Origin of the sequence: Rubinisphaera margarita (assembly GCF_022267515.1) — a bacterium.
Taxonomy (GTDB): Bacteria; Planctomycetota; Planctomycetia; order Planctomycetales; family Planctomycetaceae; genus Rubinisphaera; species Rubinisphaera margarita.
The window spans coordinates 612,911-630,779 of record NZ_JAKFGB010000014.1 but is presented as its reverse complement, the minus strand read 5'-3'; the positions used below and the strand labels follow the sequence as shown (position 1 = coordinate 630,779).

The 17,869-nt window shown below is 58.9% G+C and carries 9 protein-coding genes; 6 read left to right on the top strand and 3 right to left on the bottom strand.

Going from position 1 to position 17,869, the window contains the following annotated elements; genetic code table 11:
• Positions 1-57: 57 nt before the first annotated feature.
• From ctaD to L1A08_RS15395, 4 genes are all read left to right on the top strand, one after another.
• The gene (gene ctaD, locus L1A08_RS15410; RefSeq protein ID WP_238757335.1) at positions 58-1,761 is read left to right on the top strand and encodes a cytochrome c oxidase subunit I; all 1,704 of its coding nucleotides are present in this window, start codon (positions 58-60) and stop codon (positions 1,759-1,761) included.
• Between the two features lie 102 nt (positions 1,762-1,863).
• Positions 1,864-3,084 (top strand): cytochrome c oxidase subunit 3, encoded by a 1,221-nt coding sequence (locus L1A08_RS15405; protein WP_238757334.1) that lies wholly within the window; start codon positions 1,864-1,866, stop codon positions 3,082-3,084.
• Positions 3,085-3,141: 57 nt separating this feature from the next.
• Positions 3,142-3,501, top strand: a complete 360-nt coding sequence (locus tag L1A08_RS15400) for a cytochrome C oxidase subunit IV family protein (RefSeq protein WP_238757333.1) — start codon at positions 3,142-3,144, stop codon at positions 3,499-3,501.
• Between the two features lie 49 nt (positions 3,502-3,550).
• Positions 3,551-4,123: a cytochrome c oxidase subunit 3 gene (locus L1A08_RS15395; protein ID WP_238757332.1), complete on the top strand. Its 573-nt coding sequence runs from the start codon at positions 3,551-3,553 to the stop codon at positions 4,121-4,123.
• A 13-nt stretch (positions 4,124-4,136) separates the two neighbouring features.
• Here the strand turns inward: L1A08_RS15395 and L1A08_RS15390 are convergent, their stop codons facing one another.
• Complete coding sequence (locus tag L1A08_RS15390) at positions 4,137-4,658, bottom strand: ATP-dependent zinc protease family protein (protein WP_238757331.1); 522 nt, start codon at positions 4,656-4,658, stop codon at positions 4,137-4,139.
• Positions 4,659-5,023: 365 nt separating this feature from the next.
• On the opposite strand from L1A08_RS15390, the gene L1A08_RS15385 reads away from it, so the two are divergent.
• Both L1A08_RS15385 and L1A08_RS15380 read left to right on the top strand, forming a co-directional pair.
• Entirely contained in the window at positions 5,024-6,988 is a 1,965-nt protein-coding gene (locus tag L1A08_RS15385; RefSeq protein ID WP_238757330.1) for a PDZ domain-containing protein, read from the top strand.
• Between the two features lie 160 nt (positions 6,989-7,148).
• Positions 7,149-7,952, top strand: coding sequence for an undecaprenyl-diphosphate phosphatase (locus L1A08_RS15380; protein ID WP_238757329.1), 804 nt, complete (start codon positions 7,149-7,151; stop codon positions 7,950-7,952).
• 112 nt (positions 7,953-8,064) lie between these two features.
• Here L1A08_RS15380 and L1A08_RS15375 read toward each other — a convergent pair whose 3' ends face one another.
• Together L1A08_RS15375 and L1A08_RS15370 are read right to left on the bottom strand one after the other, a co-directional pair.
• A complete protein-coding gene (locus L1A08_RS15375; protein ID WP_238757328.1) occupies positions 8,065-14,091 on the bottom strand; it encodes a hypothetical protein in 6,027 nt (2,008 codons plus the stop codon).
• 38 nt (positions 14,092-14,129) lie between these two features.
• A complete protein-coding gene (locus L1A08_RS15370) occupies positions 14,130-17,546 on the bottom strand; it encodes a hypothetical protein (RefSeq protein WP_238757327.1) in 3,417 nt (1,138 codons plus the stop codon).
• Positions 17,547-17,869 lie beyond the last annotated feature (323 nt).

Genomic DNA, 17,869 nt, shown 5'->3' with positions numbered 1-17,869 from the left:
ACGGGTTTCTCAACGATCAGATTTTTATTGACTCTCTAGTACGCAAGGAGCAAGCGCATGACTTCTCACGTTATGCCCGCTCATTCAGATTCTCATTCGTCTGCGGATAACTACCTCACCGCCAGCAAGGGCTTCCTGTCCTGGGCGTTGACGCTGGATCACAAACGAATCGGTCTGATGTATCTCATCGGGACGATGACGGCGATGTTCATCGGCGGTTTTCTGGCCCTGCTGTTGCGAGCCGAACACCTGTCGGGAGCGCCGGGCTTCGTGAACCATGACACCTACAATCAGCTGTTCACGCTGCATGGTGCGATCATGGTCTTCCTGTTCATCATTCCCAGTATTCCGGGAGCGCTCGGCAACTTTATTCTGCCGGTCATGCTCGGAGCGAAGGACGTCGCCTTCCCGCGAATGAACCTCTGCAGTTTCTACCTGTGGGTGTTCGGGGCCATCTTCTTCGTCGGAGCACTGCTCACGACCGGACTCGATACCGGTTGGACGTTCTACACGCCGTACTCGACGAATACGTCGCAAACCAACGTGGTTCTGGCGACGCTGGGGGCTTTCATTCTCGGGTTCAGTTCGATCTTCACCGGTCTGAATTTCATCGTGACGATTCACACGATGCGTCCTCCGGGAATGACCTGGTTCCGCATGCCGCTGTTCCTGTGGTCGCTGTATGCCACCGCCATCATTCAGGTGCTGGCCACGCCAGTGCTGGGAATTACCCTGCTGCTGCTGGCGGCCGAACGGATGTTCGGTCTGGGGATCTTCGATCCGAAGCTGGGCGGCGACCCGGTTCTGTACCAGCACTTCTTCTGGTTCTACTCGCACCCGGCTGTGTACATCATGATTCTGCCGGGGATGGGAATCATTAGCGAACTGATTTCGACTTTCAGCCGCAAGGCGATCTTCGGATACCGCTTCATCGCCTTCAGTAGTATGGCGATCGCTCTGCTCGGCTTCCTCGTGTGGGGACACCACATGTTTGCCAGCGGCCAGTCGGAGATGATCACGATCGTCTTCTCAGCTCTAACCTTCAGCGTGTCTATTCCGTCGGCCATTAAGGTCTTCAACTGGCTGGCAACGATGTACAAGGGTTCGATCGTTCTGGCGACGCCGATGTGCTACGCCCTGTCGTTCCTGTTCCTGTTCACGATTGGTGGTCTGACCGGTCTGTTCCTGGGAGCTCTGGCGACCGATATTCACCTTCACGACACCTACTTCGTGGTGGCTCACTTCCACTACGTGATGATGGGCGGAACGCTGGTGGCCTTCGTCGGCGGACTGTTCTACTGGTGGCCGAAGATGACCGGCAAGATGTACAACGAGTTCTGGGGACAGATCTCGGCTCTGATTGTCTTCGTCGCCTTCAACCTGACCTTCTTCCCGCAGTTCGTAATGGGATCCCGCGGGATGCCTCGCCGGTACTACAACTATTTGCCCGAGTTCCAGGTCTACCACGTCCTTTCAACGATTGGGGCCTTCCTGCTCGGCTTTGGTCTGCTCCTGGCGGCTGTGGTTCTGATTGTCTCGCTGTTCAAGGGACGTAAGGCCCCGGCCAACCCGTGGGGAGCCGCCACGCTGGAATGGCAGTGTTCTTCGCCGCCGCCGCTGGCTAACTTCGAAAAGACGCCGACTGTCGGCAACCCGTACGATATGCAGTCCGTGGTCTGGGATCCGGATACCGAAAGCTTCGTCCGTCGTGGCGATGTTCCGATTGTACCGGACGAAACCGAACAGCCTGCTCACGCCTGATTGACGACGAGCGTAATCACTTAAAACCGTTTATTCCCGAGTCAGCTGACCGCCCCTTGTCGCGGTCAGCCCGTTTGCGACAGACAGAAAAAAGGTCAGCCGATGGCGACAGCCGTGGACCCTCACGACGAGCACCAGACCGATCACGGTCACGATGACTGGCATCATAAGCCCTTCAGTGCGCACCACTTCGACAACGCCGAGCAGCAGTTCGACTCCGGCAAGTTGGGGATGTGGCTGTTTCTGGTGACGGAAGTCCTGTTCTTCAGCGGACTTTTCTGTGCCTATGCCGTGTACCGGGCGAATCATCCGGAAGTCTTCATCTACGCCTCGCAGTACCTCGACAAGTACCTGGGCGGGATGAATACGATCGTGCTGATCTTCAGTAGTCTCACGATGGCCTGGGGTGTCCGTTGTGCCCAGTTGGGGCAGAACAAAGGTCTGGTCATCCTGCTGGGGATCACGCTGTTCTGTGCGGCTCTGTTCCTTGGCGTCAAAACCTTCGAATACACGGAAAAAGCTCACAAACGGCTCCTCTGGGCCGGAGCGTTCGCCTCTTCCGAAGACCTTGGGAAAGCCGACGCCCAGGTCTTCAAGGTGGGGGATCCACTCCCGGAAGCCGAGTTCGAAGATCGGGTCATGAGCTCCCTGGGAACGATCACCAAGTACTGGGTGTTCGCACTGGCGATCCCGGTGATTCTCGCAGGCATTGGCTTCGGGGTGAAATCGCGGCCGACGTTAACAGTGGCGGCCTCGTTTGCCATTTCCATCGTGGCGATCATCATCGGAATTCAGGTCAGTATCGCGATCCACCACGCTCAGCACGCGGGAGATCACGGAGAAGCCCACGCGGCTCACGACGCTGAGCATGAGGGCACAGAACATGGCGAGCATGGTCTGACTGTGAAGGAAGGCGCTGATCCGGGCCACGGCCACGAACACGATCAGCTGGAGTCGGAAGCCAAAGAGATTGACACCGCCGCCGCGATCGCCGAGTCGAAGCAGGAAACGATCGCCGGCGAAGCCATGGACCCCGTTCTCGGAGACATGACCTCGGCTGGGCCGACGGTTGATGACAAGTCTGATCACGATGCTCCGCGGAATGCGAACATCTTCTTCAGCATCTATTACTTCATGACCGGACTGCACGCCTTCCACATTCTCTGCGGGATGATCGCGATTTCGTGGCTGATGGTTCGGGCGGTTGAGAAGCATTTCCGGCCGGATTACTTCGGACCGGTCGACTTCGTCGGGCTGTACTGGCACATCGTCGACCTGATCTGGATCTACCTGTTCCCGCTGCTGTACCTCATCGGACACTGATCCGTTCGCGTTCTCCTGTATTGTCTTTCATAACTGCTGTTGAGAGAGTTTCGTTCAATGTCCGAACATCATGAGGATCATGGTCACGGTTTCTCCCACGTCATGCCGCCGGCGATTCTGCTGGGCGTGTTCGTGGCGTTGATCGTGCTTACCGTCGTGACGGTCGTGGTTGCCGGCAACCCGTTGATTCCGCCGGGATTCGATATCATCGTGGCCCTGTCCATCGCCACGGTGAAAGGCGCGCTCGTCGTGCTGTTCTTCATGCACATGATTTACGACAAGCCACTGAACGCAATTCTGTTCGTGTTCTCGCTGGTCTTCGTCGCACTGTTCCTCGGGTTCGCGATTTCCGACACCGATCAGTACCAGCACCGCATTGAAGAGTACGAATACGGGCAGACCGAACAGGCCAGCTGACACAAGGCTCTGATTGCGGTCCGGTGATGACCAGAGAGACGTTTCGGCCATGAGAACTCGGGTTTATCCCGAATTTGCAAAGACGACCTATCTTGTTTATGGCTTGATTGGGTCGATCACGATTTTCTTTGTCGCCGCGTTCATCGCCTACCTGACGCGGTACATTGTGACCGACGAACCGCCGCTCCAGTTTGACCTGCCGCCGCTGCTGCTGGTCAATACGGTCCTGCTCCTCACGGGAAGCCATCTGCTTTTCCGCGCCTACCGGGCGATTCGTCGCGAGCGGCAGCAGGCCTTTCGGATTTATCTCACGAGCTCCCTCGTGCTGGCTTGCGTATTCTGTCTGCTGCAGGCCTGGGGCATGGGAGACCTGCTCGAACAGCACTGGCAACAGCAGGGGGGCGTGCGATCAGCCGCCGCGATCTTTCTGATGGTCTTCCTCCACGTGGCGCATTTCATCGCCGGGCTGTGCGCACTGTTCTACGTGACGGTGCAGGGTTATCGCGGCCGGTACGATCACGAATTCAACAACGGGGTGCGTCTCGCCGCGGTCTACTGGCGGTTTCTGGACGTGATCTGGCTGCTGATGCTTGGGCTGTTCCTGCTGACCGGACGAGTTTGAAGCAAGCCGGCTCTCAGTTCGCCGCGGCGGCGTCTTCCGAGCGGTCGACATCGCGTTTGATCTTCTTCCGCTTCGTTTTGCTCTTCTTGCGACGTGGCTTCGATTTGGATTCGGTCAGCAGATAAGTCTTGCTGGAATCGACCACGAAATGTTCCTGCAGCGCGGTTCGTCCGATGAGCATGCGGCATTGCATGCGTTTGCGACAGACGAGACTGACATCGATTGTCTTAACCACACGCCCGACCTGAAGCGTTGTTTCGACCACGATGCGATCGCTGACATGGCCGTTGCTCGATTTGACGACCGTTCGCCGTTTCACCTTCGCGTGGACCGGTCGAGTGCGACTGCGATCGGTGCGGGACAGGGCAACTTCGAAGGTCACCGTATCATCGCCTTCGAAGCGGAGATTCTTGACATCAATGGCCGAGGAACGGGCTCCGGTATCCGACTTCGCTTCAATCCCTTCGATTCCCCAGTCCGGGAGATCGACGCACTCTCTCCAGCCGATCGTCGATGGTTCGATCGATTCTGTCATTGTCAGTGGGTCTCCTGCAATGAAAGGGGACAGCGTATCCTGTGAAGAATGAAGCGGCAGGCGGTCGGTCCGCTGCAGCCCCGTAGCGGGAAGACCGCGACGGGAACGCAGCGATCAGCAGATTATACGGGCCGGCTTTCCCGTCGGGAACCCTGAGTCCCTCTGCGGTGACGTCGCAACTGTCCTTCCCGTCTCGATTTGAGCCGGTCCTCGACAAACCGGGGCCGCGACGGGCCGAACTTGACTTCCCGGGGGCGAGTGACAGACACTATCCTCTGAGAACTCCGAGACTTCCGCCGATTGAAGCGGAAGGATTCTTTTCCTTCTTCTCTCGGCCCGGACTTTCCCACGGAAGGCACTGTGTCATGCTGAATTCGCCCGCGATCCGCCGAAGCCGGCTGATTTTCCCGCTCCTGATCGGGATGTTCGCCCTCGCCGGGGAGATGCTGGCGGCTCCCTTTCCCGGGAACGATGCCGAACGCGTCATCAAGCAGGCGGTTGTCGCCGCCAGCCCGTCGCTGGTTCGCATTGAAACCGTCGGCGGAGCCGATGTCGTCGATGAAATGCTGACCGGCACCGGGCCAACCACAGGTGTGGTCGTTTCCGAAGACGGTTATATCATCACCAGTTCGTTCAATTTCTCCGCGAATCCGGCGACCGTACTGGCGACACTGGCTGAAACGAATCAGCGGCTGCCCGCTCAGGTCATTGCTCACGATCGTCTAAAGAACCTCACGTTGCTTAAAGTCGAGGCCAGCGGACTGATCCCGGGCGAGGCGATTCCGGAAGAGGAAATCAAGGTCGGACAATGGGCGCTCGCGCTGGGCCGGACGTACGATCAAGTGCAGGCGAACATCTCGCTGGGACTCATCAGTGCCCTTGGGCGGATGGAAGGCAAGGCGCTGCAGACCGATGCGAAAGTTTCTCCTGCGAACTACGGAGGCCCGCTCGTCAATCTGCGTGGTCAGGTATTCGGGGTTCTCACCCCACTCTCTCAGGACGGTTCGCACAGCACCGGGGGCGTGAACTGGTACGACTCCGGAATCGGCTTCGCGGTGCCAATGCATGACATCTACGCCTCGCTGGATCGACTGAAATCTGGGGACGATCTGCGGCCCGGACTGATCGGCATCAGCTTCGCTTCCACGCCGTCGTTCATGACCGACCTGGTCGTCCAGGAAGTCCGCCCCAACTCTCCCGCGTCAGAAGCTGGAATTGAAGCCAAAGACACGGTCGTTGCCGCAGCCGGGAAGCCGGTCGAAACAGTCGCGCAATTGCGGCAGGTTGTCGGACGGATGTACGCGGGCGATACGCTCTCACTGACGATCAAACGGGCCGAGGAAGAACAGAAAGTCTCGCTGGAACTGGCAGCCGAACTCGAAGCGTTTCAGCACGGTCTACTCGGATTGCTGCCACAGCGGGCGATTTCCACGGACCCGGGCGTCACCGTGCGGCATATTCTGGCTGACACACCAGCTGCTCAGGCGGGATTGAAAGCAAAGGACCGGATCATCAGCGTCGACGGACAGGACATCGCAGATGCCGCCGATCTGGCGCGGCTGCTTTCTGTCCGCACGGCTGGGGAGGAGATCCCCCTGACGATCACTCGCGACGGAAACCAACTCGAGTTGACTGCAACTCTCGGCAATCCTCTGGCCACGATCCCGGCGGAAATTCCGCTCCCATTTACGGCGGAAGCACCGCAGAACCTCGCCAATCCTCCCGAAACGGGGGATCTGGAACGGAAAGTGGCCAGTGTGAACCTGCAGTACGACCTGTACGTTCCTGAGGACTACCGGCCGGGCAGGCAGTACGGGCTTGTGATGTGGATGTCGAGCAAAGGCGAGACGCTGCCGGGGAAGGAGATGGTCGAATGGAAGCGGATCTGTCGGACGCGTGGGCTGATTCTGCTGCGGCCCCGCTCAGTCGACGGAGCAGTCTGGTCGGACGATGATGCGTTATCACTGGAGACGTGTCTGGATGAAGTCGAAGACGAATACCAGATCGCCGCCGGAATGACGGCGATGTTTGTTACGGGTGCTGAGCCGACGTTCCTCTGGCAGTTCGCCTGGGATCATCGGGACCGGTTGCATGGACTGGCCTCGTCGACCGTGCCCAGCCGAACTGAAATCCCGTTCAACGAGCCAGGCAAACGGTTCTCTCTGTTGCTGCCCAGGAAAGACGTTCTCGACGCGGAAACGCTGCAGAAGCTGCAAGCCATCATGCAGAATCGCGGGCTTCCTTTCGTGACGATGGAAGCGGGCGAAGAATTGACCGCTGATGATTTCGATGCACTCGGCCGCTGGCTGGAAACTCTCAGCCTCTTTTAGAGTAGTTTTTTTAACGGTATAACAGTCCCGTCCGGGATCAGGCGGCGTTTCCGGCGACGAATCGCTCAGACGCGGACAAACGGGAGAGCGATCCGCTCTAGACGGCTTCAGTCAGACTCGCTGCGAGGAACGCCGCGACCGACTCTACGGAGAAGAACACATGGATGTGGAACAGCTCTTTCAGGTGATCCTGCTCGGAATCGTGCAGGGGATCGCCGAATTCCTGCCGATCAGTTCGTCCGGCCACCTGGTGATCGTCAACGCTTTACTTCCTGACTCCTCGTCGGCGACATCGACGGACGATCTGGCGATGAACATCGCTCTGCACCTCGGCACGCTCGGTTCCATTCTCGTGGTCTACCGCCGCGACCTGCGGAACTACATCCGGGACTTCCCGCTGATCCTGTCGGTGATTCTGGCCACCATCCCCATCGTGGTCGTCGGGTTCACGCTGAAAGATCATCTGGAGATGGCGTTCTCGACACCTGCAGTCGCCGCAGTGGGGCTCCTCGTAACCGCGACCTTTCTTTCGCTGAGCGACTGGCTCGGCAGCAAGGACCCGATCGCTGAAAATCCCGAACCCAAGACACCGACGTGGTGGCAGGCTCTGCTGGTCGGATGCTTTCAGGCGGTCGCCATCGTTCCGGGGATCTCTCGGTCAGGATCGACAATTGCCGGCGGCGTGATGGTCGGCATCTCCCGAGAAGACGCTGCCCGTTTTTCATTTCTGATCGCCATTCCGGCGATTGCCGGGGCGACATTGCTGCATGCTAAAGAAATGCTGGAAAGCGAAGCAGGACTGGGGCTCAACGTCTACCTGCTGATTGGAGCGGCTGTCTCGTTTGTCGTCGGAATCGGCGCTCTCGAAATGCTGCTCAAAATCGTGCGACGCAATCGTCTGCGGTATTTTGCCGTCTACTGTGTAATCGTTTCGCTAGTGACGATGTACTTTACCCTGGCGTGAGTGGACCGCCGATAATGAGATGCGATCCAAGAGCTTGAGCGCCTATCTACAGCAAAGTCAGTACCTCAGGGGATTGGCGTCCATGCGACTGCAGGAGAAGCATGAAAATGCTTTAGGCCGAGGTAAGCAGGACCAGTAGCAAACCAATCATCATCAGGCTCAGCACGAGCAGATGCCGTCGTTTGAACAGCGGCTTCTCTCGTGCATAGTAGCCGAGGAGTCCGGCTCCCCATGTCAGCGACAGAACGATGAGTCCCCAGCGCGGGATCTTCTCGCGATGCTGCTGGCGGATTTCGGACTCGGGGCCGAGAGTTGTTCCCTCACCGATCACGCTCGCATAGTCGTGCGAAGAAAGCGACAGCCACGACTGCTCCCGGATCCGCTCCCATCCTCGCGCGACAGCGGTCTCGGATTCCGCCATGAGCTGTTCAACGCTTCGGGCGGCTTCGTTCAGGGAAGGATTCTCATTGCGAAAGGCCGAGGCATCGAAACTGGCGTTGCGATTCGTAGCCGGGTCGGCGGCGGCATCGCGTCCGATGGCCTGAAGGGCCGAAAGATACGACGCCCAGGCTGCGACGGCCGTTCTGTCCGAGCCGACCGAGTTGCTTCGATGCAGGACTCGCCACTGCGTTCGCGTCGCGGCTGGAATGCGCGGTAGAGCCAATCGTTGGTCAACCAGGAAACGGGACTGAAGAGGACTGCGCCAATGAAGGATCACGTAGGTGACTTCGTCGAGTGACGCCGAATCGGTAACTGAGACGACGTTCGCTATGGAGTCATCGATGAAGAGATTGTCACTCGACCGATGATCGATCCATTCCGCTCCAGCCGGAAGTTCGACCTGGAAGATCGTCGGCTCGTTCTTCTGTTGTTCGCCGTCGGCGGGGCGCACGATCAGCGTCTCTCCCAGAATCTGGTCATTTCGCAGCGACAACGTGTGATCGACCAGAAGAGTCAGCGGCATTGAGCGATCGATCGTCGCGGCGGTCTGGTCGGCGTCGTTAGCGTCTCCCGATCCCGTAGAATCGCCAAAAGGAGTGGTGCCTGTTTGAGACTCACCTTCACGGGGTGTCGGCGTGGCTTCCTCCATGATCGTCCGACGAAGTGTGTATTCCGGCAGAGCCTTTTCCGGCTGCTCGGCTTTCGACTCGGACCGAGCCGGCTGTGGCAGTGCATCCTGGGACACCTGCGGAGAAATCAACTCCCATTGATAGCGAGAAATCGCGTTGACAACTCGAACCGACTCCGTTTGGGACGTCGTGTTGAGCACGCGTGGAGGCGTCACGTCAATCCTCGTGGCTCGCACGCTTCTCTGTTTCTGCCACGAAATCGAAAGCTGGAAAGGTTCAGACACTTCCTGTTCCAGGCAGACTCGGACACGTCGGCCTTCTCGCAGGACGCGAGTCGTAATGACCTGCGTCCCTTCCCGAACCGTAACGACTGTGGGCACCCAGCCCAGGTCGTTCGTCAGATCAAGCTGCCACAGGGGCGCTCCAGTGGAGCGACCCGTATAAGTTGAGTCGAGCCGCACATCTTTTTGCTCGACAGACACGGTGTGTTCGGCATCAATCGACAGAGCCGAGGGGATCCGATCCAGATCCAGACGAACCTGTTGGGGCTCCGTCAAGCGGAAGCATTGAACGTTCGGTGTGAGCACGGCGGGCTCCCGCCAGACTGCCTGGAACGATTCCGCCGTCAGTCGGCTCGCGGAGCTTCCATTGATCTCCGCTGCCACGCGGTAGCCGGGGACGGTTGTCTGAATCGCCAGCAGCGTGGTGCGGGAAGAATCCGCAGGCAGCAGACGCGGCAATGTCAGCAGGTAGTCGCCATTGCTCGATTCCGGGAGCGCGACAAACTGCACAACGACAACGGCTGAACCGACGGCGGAAGGAGTGAGCTCCAGCCGTGCTCGCTGCAGATCGTCCTCCTCGACTCCCAGACTGATCCCGAGTAATTCCGCTCCGACGATGTTCTGAACAATCAGTTCTCGCGGCAGGAGGAGTTCAATCTCGTGCCGGCCGGCGGTGCGGATATCGAAATGCAGTTGCCAGGTGTATTCGACAACATCGAGCTGAACTTCCGCGAGCGCGGTCGAGTCTTTCAAGGTCAGCCCGGATCTCTCGGCCGTTCCCGGCGTCAGACCTGGTTCGTCGAGTTTGATTCTCAGCTGATCCGATGGGCTGAGCGTCCAGGTGATGGACTCGGGGGTTTCTTCGGAAGGAAACCGCGACGATCCCGAGCTGGTCCATCCGTTATCCACACTGACCAGCGGGGCCAGCTCTGCCGGCACAATCAATTGGGATCGGGCCGCAGCGGGGACATTCATCAAAAGTTGCGTGGCGTCCAGCACATTCGACTGCTGAGGAAGAACATCGACTCTGACCACATAGCGCCGAAATGGTGCCGACTGTCGCCCGAAACTCCGGCCAGGGCCCGGCGGCGATGTCAGATTGAGCGTGGAAAGGTCGATCCCCGAAAGGGGGATTTCCAGCCCTTTGTTCTCCGGCAGAGGCGTCATGTTGACGATCTGCCCATTGACCTCCGCGCGAAGGGCCGAGATGCCGCTGATGTTGTTGATCGGCAGGACAAATCGCGACAACGGCTCCGGAGCTTTCTCGATGATCTCAAAGTCACATTGCAGGGAATACTGCCCGCGTCCGTCCGGTCTGAGTCGGTAACTCGAACTGCGGAAAACGACGTCGTTTCCGGAAGTCCTCGGCGGCGTCTGCACGCGAAGGCGATCGGCCACTTCCCGTCGCACGTAAACCACAGCCGGAAACTGATCGAGCGATAACCCCTGGAAGTCGTTGGACAGCTTTGTCGGACTCACCGGGATCAGGACATCTTCACGGCGTGAGGTCGAAGTCGCGGCCTCTGTCGCCACACTGGCCTCCGGCATCGGCGACGCAGGTTCCTGAGAACGACCGACCGCGCTCATCCCGCCAAAAAGGGCGATCAGCAGCACGAGACGTCCCGTCAGGAGGTTCCACATCGGATTGATCGCCGGACGCCCTTCTCCATCTGCACTGATCTGGGAGAACCGCTTCCGTCGCCATTGTTCGACGGCGGGTCCCAGTTGAACGACGAGCAACAGTGCGGCAAGGATGGGATAGGCATAATGCGACCAGTTCCCCGGCGGGACGAAGGCCAATGCCAGAAAGACAATCGCAGTGACGGCGAGCAGAGGTTTCTGTGGAACAACGCCAACCGCAACGCCGACGTAGAAGGCAACCAGAGCGATCACGAACGTCCATAGGATCCAGCCCCATGAAAGTTCGGGGCGGGTTCCTAGAAGGGGAACGTGATGGTCAGCCGGCGACTTGATCTGCGTGGAAACTGCCTGATGAGTTCCCCGGCTCAGCAGATGACGAATGAGCTCCGTCAGCGATCCCGTCTGACCGAAGGAATCCGAGGGGCTGAAGTGCCGCCAGTAGGTGACGGGACCGGCCGTCGTGACCTCGAAGTCCTTGTCAACGCACAGAACGATTTCCAACTCATCGGACACGAGGACGCTCTGCGGCAGAATGATGGAGTCCGCATCGGCAGATTGATACGTGAGCCGAACCCGCTCGATTCGCTCGGCATAGTCGGGAAGTTCGAACTCCGTGACGACCTCTTCGACCGCAATACAGGTGTCGTTCAGCCAGACGGACTGCAGGTCTACAGGCGTGGAAAACGTGAAGCGTGCATGCGAGGCTTCCAGAGAGCGATCTGATGCGACCAGATCGATCTGAGTCTGCAATCGGGGTGCTGGCGTCGACTGTCGCAACGCGTAGACACTCGATCGCCAGGTCGAAGCCTTTGCCGCTGCGGCGTCCTCTTCTCCCTCTGTTCTCCGACGGACGGTCAACTCGGGTGGTGATGATGTCGGGCCGTACTCGAAAGGAGCGGACACAACCGCGTCGGGGTCAGCCGGCGTTCGGAACTCGATGAGCTCCGGATCGGCCGACTCGATCTGTCCCTGCCAGGCCGCGTCCGTCGCCACGACAGGCACAGGCAGCGTTGAGCTCTCTGAGTCCGGCCAGACCAGTGTAGCTTCATAAATCAACGAGCCGCCCTCAGCCGCCATCTCCCAATTACTTGTCCACCGCTGTTGACTCGCCTCATCCGTATTCGTGTAGAGCATCGCCGTCGATCCCGCGGTGGCAACAGATGTCGGCTTCGCGGGCGGGCGTTTCCACATCGGCTGTGTTCCGGGGACGCTCATCTTCCATGACAGGGAGGAGACCTGTTCGCGGATCACCGGGGGTATTTCGATTCGGTATCGGGCGACGATGCGGTCTTCCTGGTACGTCAGACGGGTCTGCACTTCGCAACGTTCGGCTGTGCGACGTTCGGAGATGTTCGGCAAGGTCTCCGGACTCTCGGACGATGACCGCTGCACGACGATCCGTGTCGCGGGTGTCACGTCGGTCAGACGAGCTTCCGCTCCAGACTGCAACCCGGCCGAGGCGGGGACGCGCTTACGCAAGGCCGTTACGAGGGAACTGGCCGTGGCCGGAGCGATTTCCGTCTGCTCCGGAATTGTTTTGACAATCTGCAGATTCTTTTCGGAGAGCAGAAACTGTCGGATGCGGCCCGAGACCGGGATGAGAACGGGAAGAGTCAACTGTTGCTGACCAGTAGCCGCGGGGCGGGCTTCGAGAGTCACCCGTAGCGCGACCGGTTCGCGGACCGTCAGTTGATTCGCCAGATCAATGGTCAATCGATTCTGGCCATTGCGACGCCCAACCGTCCAGTCGATGACAACGTTCTCGGTCGAGTCCGACATTGCTTCCACGCCAACGACCTGAAAGCCGTTGACCAGGTGGAACTCCCCCTGATAGACACCCGATTGCGAGGGAGTCCACAGCATGTAGTGTTCGAGCAGACAGGATTCGGTCGAGTCCCGGCATTGCACGATCTGATCGATCAGCAGCTGGGCTTCCGGAATGACTGCCTGCAGAGAAACACGCGGATCGGCTTCGGTCACCGCGTAGCTCCACAGGTCTCGCGTTCCCTGTACGAATCGGGCACTCTGCTGCAACAGGCCAGACGTCGAGAGCGACTGGATCTGATAAGGAGCTTCCACGGTGACATTCACCTCGCCGTTCAGCGAGACTTCATTAAGCACGCGGGGAAAGCCGGTTGCCAGTTGTCCTTCGCGAGCCAGCTGAAGCCGTCCTCGGATCCGCAGCGTCGCCAGGGGCGAACTTTGAGGCGGAAAGGGAAACCGGTAGACCCGGATACTCTCGTCCTGCTCGACCGCCTCGAAAAGCTGTAACACTTCCGCCTGATCGAACTGAGCCGACTGGGGTTCGAAGTTCGCCGGGAATTGGATCAGGCATTCCTGCTCGGCCCGATTCTCCATTCGAAACTGGAAGTCGGTGGTAAACGTCGTCCCGGAAGCCGAGACGTTCAGGAGGTGAATGAAGCGACTGACCATCTGCGGCTGCACGAAGCGGCCGCGCCGCGGTTCGACCGTCAGTGAGAGTCGGTTTCCTTCGATGCCGATGATGCTCCAGTTCCGCGATGCGTTGTTCGCCTCCGAAACATACACGGCGACCCGTTCCTGCGAATCGACTTTCACATCGAATCGCTCCGGAACACTCAGCTGGACGGTCGAGTTCGAGCTCGTCGGGAGTTCGATGTCGAAACGAGTCGCGCGTCCCTCGGTTTGCCCGGGATGGGTCCAGCTTCCGGAAACGGTTCTGGAGTCGCTGTTCGCATACACCATCAGCCGGCCTTCGGTGCCGACGCCCCAGTTCTCCGAATCCCGCTCCCAGGACAGCGTCTGAATGCAGAGGCTTGTTGCCCCGAAACGAACCCACCCCGCCGAACTGTCCTCAGACATCAGTTCGAGTTCAAGACTGCCGTCGACGAGATTGCCCTCTTCGAAGCGGGCGGTATAAGCGGCTTTCCGGGTTCGTCCTTCCCGGGCCAGCAGAGCTTGTGGCATCAGGGTTCGCGGCGAGGGGACAAGTCGAGCGGGTGAGATTGGTCGCCAGTCACCGGCCGGCCAGATCTCGGGTTGACTCTCCGGCACATAGATGCGGCGAAACGGAAATTCATCGGCCTGCTGCGCATTGCCGCTCACGCTCATCAGCATTAGAAGGGCAGCGATCCGGAAGCAGTTCCAGAATGTAGCGAAGCGGGACATGAGGTTCATCTGGTGAAGGACAGGCGGGCCGAACTCTCTTAATGCTGGGACGACTCGGCGAATTCGCGGTGGGGCTGAATACGGGTGATGTCGTCCGCCCCGACGCCGTGAGCGTCCATCTGGATCGCTCCTTCGCTCTTACTCCCGCTTTCATGATGCGGCCCGACGATAATCAATGTCGGTTCTTCCTGCCGTGAACGCAGGTGGTAAGCCCCCCAGGTGGCGATTCCGATCGAGATCATCCCCAGGAGTAACGGCTGGGCGAGCACCAGCGCGGGCTCAGGCAACAGAGCCGCGAACGTGATCGCCAGGACGATGAGGCCGACCAGGAGCTGCAACTGGGATGTCGCTGATCGACCGAGAAGAACGATCGCGAACAGCAACGGCAGACCACACCCGATCGTGATGAGCAGGCCACGGCCGATTGATCGGAACTCCATCGTTTCAGGCCAGCCATGGCTCGTGAACCGGTATCGAGAAAACTTGCCGTTCGCGTCTCGAAGGTTCGCCTGTTCGCGGTCGAGACCGAATGGTTCCTGAGCGATGCGACGAAAACCGAACCCGCGCCATTCCCAGCGGTAGGTCGAGAGCATGTTGTCGGGTGGCTGAAACAGATAAACTCCGCTCGGAAACAGCAAATCCCACGTCATCAGACCGATGTGATCCCGCAGAGAATGCGATGGCAACGACAACGCCTGCTGTTTCAGAGATGTCAGGCCGGTTTCAGACGGATGACGAATCGAGATAACGAGACGTCCCGGCAAACCAACCGCATTGTCGGGAAGCAGGAAACTGGTTCCCCGGCTGTTCTCAATCGGATCGCGGAAATACGAATCTGCGCGACCATCCAGGCTCCCAACGAGGGACAGGATCTCCGCCCCTTCCATCTGATCAAAATGCAGACTCGGGGGAGTGCGTGCGATCCGAAACAGCATGTTCGTGACGGTCGTCCCGTCCGAAGCCACCCACGTTTCAACACGGGCATCAACATATCCGACATCGAGACCGGTGCGGGTTTGTGTCAGGTCGACCTGAAAGTCTCTCGCTCCCTCGCTGTCCAGATTCACGAACGAGGTGGCATAGTTACCGGAGTCTTCCAGCTGCCAGCCCTCGCCCTGGAGAGAAACGTTGTACGGCGTCTGGTTGATGACCTCGTGCCGGCTTCGATCACTAGGCTGGGCGATCAGTCGAGGGAAGCTTCCGCGAACAACATCGCCGTCTACGATCTGAAGCGGCACGGTCATCCGGGCTCGAATCCGCAACTTCCCGCGAATTGCTTCCCGGCTCTGGTAGATGAACCCAACGCGGGTCACCGGAGGAACGCCTTCTGCGGTCGCTGTGGCAGCGATCGGCTGGGAGATCATCTTGAGTTCTTCGCCAGCCTGGTCGAAAAAGCGGACGGACTTCGCCGCAGTGGTTTCCGTCCCCGTCGTCGACAGCTGAAAACGGAATTCATCGACCGGGATGGTTTCCACGTCGAAGTCGAAGACATGATCGATCGATGCGGTATTCGTGGACAGATCGATCCGTGTCAGAATCTGACTTTCCCGACAGGCGACACTGCGATCAACCACGTCGAACGCCAGCGTTCGCGGCTCATCCGTCTCCAGCATCGAATACCAGGCGAGCTGTTGAGACTTCGTCCCCGCCACATCGAAAAGACTGGCCTGACGTTTCAACACGCCGATCCGTTGCTCAGAGAGAGGGACGAAACCGTCGCCGGTCAGTCGAGGCTGGCGATCGGGCCGCAACGAAACGATTCGCAGGATCTGGTCCTGAAAGTCGGTGTTCGTCGAAGCGATGACCGGGAGAGAAAAATCGATCGCCGGAGGGCCAGAGTCTGTTTTCTGTGCCGACGCGTTTCGAGGCCGGCGGGCCTTGAATCGAATGCGGTGCTGAGTCGTCCAACTCGGGGTCTTGATCACAAGCTGGTCGGCTCGTTCAAACACCACATCGAGGGGAACCTCATCGGCCGTCACTGTGGACAGCTCCCAACCATCGCTGTCGAAGTTCTTCCAGGTCAGACTGATGGCGTCAATCACACCATTGCGGGGAGTAATGACAAACTCGCCTGACAGGTCCAGCTGATGATCCTGCACCAGCAGGTTGAAGTAGCCATCGGCGGAGAAGGTTGTCTTCGCCCGCTGCACCGACAAAGCCAGCTGAAATGGTTGACTGTAATAGCGGAATGCCTGGACGGCGTCCGGGGCAAATGTGAGGTCGCGGACATCGGTCGCGAAGATGTTCTCCGACTGTGTCGTGATCTGCGTCATCCGCCAGTCGGGGGACTTCCGCAGAGCGACCTTACCGGTTTCCTTGCGGGCCCGTTCCACTTTGAAACCGTCAATCAGAATCTGACTCTCGAACCGCCGCACGGGAGCGCTGAGCTTCCAGTTGATCTGAGCCGTGGTCTGCAGCGGCGGCGAGAAATTGAGTTGAATCGAAGACGGATCCGTCGGATCGAAGATGTACTTCATATCGCGATCGGACGTGATGCTGTCGGGTTGAAATCCGGAAGGCAGTTTGACGTTGAGCGTCGTAATCGCCCCGCGCTCAATCGTGACCGCCTGCCGGGCGGTAATGGACGTTGAATCGCCCTGTCGCAGAACTTCGACGCGGCTGTCGACATCGACGATCGGATCGATGCTCATGTCGATCGATGACTCCGACCAAGTCAAATCGATCTGCTGTTGAAAGCCGGCGATTCGAACGAGGACTCCGCCATCATTCGCGTCCCGCTCCCAGAAGCCCCGACTGTTTAACTCGATGGCCGGGTTTTCCAGATCGAGCTGGACTTCCATCTCGGTCCGCGAAGCCTGCGGAACGGTGAGCAGCAATTGATTCTCATTGCTGACACTGCGGATCGGGGTGAGCATCTGCAAGTCGATGCGGAACGTTTCCAGATTGCGATACCAGAGCAGCCATTGGCCGCTGTCGATGTCGCGCGAAACCATCAGTTGCCCATCGCTCGGAGCCTCGGCGTTTTCCTGAACCTGGCTGAAACCGGTGAGAACGCTTTCGCCCATCATCAGCGGCAGCGAGTTCCATTCCGGAGACCGGTCGACATTGAAATCGAGGTCAAAGCGAATATCGGCCCAGAGCCGCTCTTCGGCATCACGATTGAGCTTTGCCGTTGCCGACAGGCTTCTCAAGACCCAGAATTGATTCTCACCAGCCGCGAGTTCCTTTCGATCGAGCCAGTCGAGGTATTGTTCGAGCACAACGTTCAGCGGAACAGCGATCGGCTTGCCCTCTTCGTTGGGCATGTAGACGATGTCCTGCGGAACGCGGTCGGTCTGCGGGAGCGGCGGGCTGGTGGCAGCGGTTGTATCGGGTGCAGGGGCCGGCTGTGTAGCTGGCATCGGTGTCGGCGGACTGGTTTCAGGTGTCGCCGGAGGCTGCGCAGCAATCGGAGCACCGGAGATGAGGACTGCCAGCAAAAGCAGCAGGCTCATCAGCGACGATGTCCAGCTCCGGTATTCGGATTGATGGCAGAAACCCATAGACATTGATCCGCGGGAATCGGTCGGAGAGATCAGTTTGCGGCGATGAAAGCCGGGTGATCCATGAAAGAATTGAACGATTCGAAGTAGTGGCCCCACCACTCTGTTATTTTAGCCCACCCTGAAGCAGGAAGGTAAGCGGGATCGGGATGGTTTAAGAATTTATCCTGAACAGGCAATCCGCCAGAAAAACTGAGGAACTGGCCGAGATTTGATCCGCAATTCGAGCGAATCGGTCGACTGTCTGAGCGCGTTGGAACACCTTTTCGTCTCAA

What these genes read in the sequence shown, in the direction of transcription:
- ctaD (WP_238757335.1), top strand. Translation starts at nt 58, where the DNA reads ATGACTTCTCACGTTATGCCCGCTCATTCAGATTCTCATTCGTCTGCG.
- L1A08_RS15405 (WP_238757334.1), top strand. Translation starts at nt 1,864, where the DNA reads ATGGCGACAGCCGTGGACCCTCACGACGAGCACCAGACCGATCACGGT.
- L1A08_RS15400 (WP_238757333.1), top strand. Translation starts at nt 3,142, where the DNA reads ATGTCCGAACATCATGAGGATCATGGTCACGGTTTCTCCCACGTCATG.
- L1A08_RS15395 (WP_238757332.1), top strand. Translation starts at nt 3,551, where the DNA reads ATGAGAACTCGGGTTTATCCCGAATTTGCAAAGACGACCTATCTTGTT.
- L1A08_RS15390 (WP_238757331.1), bottom strand. Translation starts at nt 4,658, where the DNA reads ATGACAGAATCGATCGAACCATCGACGATCGGCTGGAGAGAGTGCGTC.
- L1A08_RS15385 (WP_238757330.1), top strand. Translation starts at nt 5,024, where the DNA reads ATGCTGAATTCGCCCGCGATCCGCCGAAGCCGGCTGATTTTCCCGCTC.
- L1A08_RS15380 (WP_238757329.1), top strand. Translation starts at nt 7,149, where the DNA reads ATGGATGTGGAACAGCTCTTTCAGGTGATCCTGCTCGGAATCGTGCAG.
- L1A08_RS15375 (WP_238757328.1), bottom strand. Translation starts at nt 14,091, where the DNA reads ATGTCCCGCTTCGCTACATTCTGGAACTGCTTCCGGATCGCTGCCCTT.
- L1A08_RS15370 (WP_238757327.1), bottom strand. Translation starts at nt 17,546, where the DNA reads ATGAGCCTGCTGCTTTTGCTGGCAGTCCTCATCTCCGGTGCTCCGATT.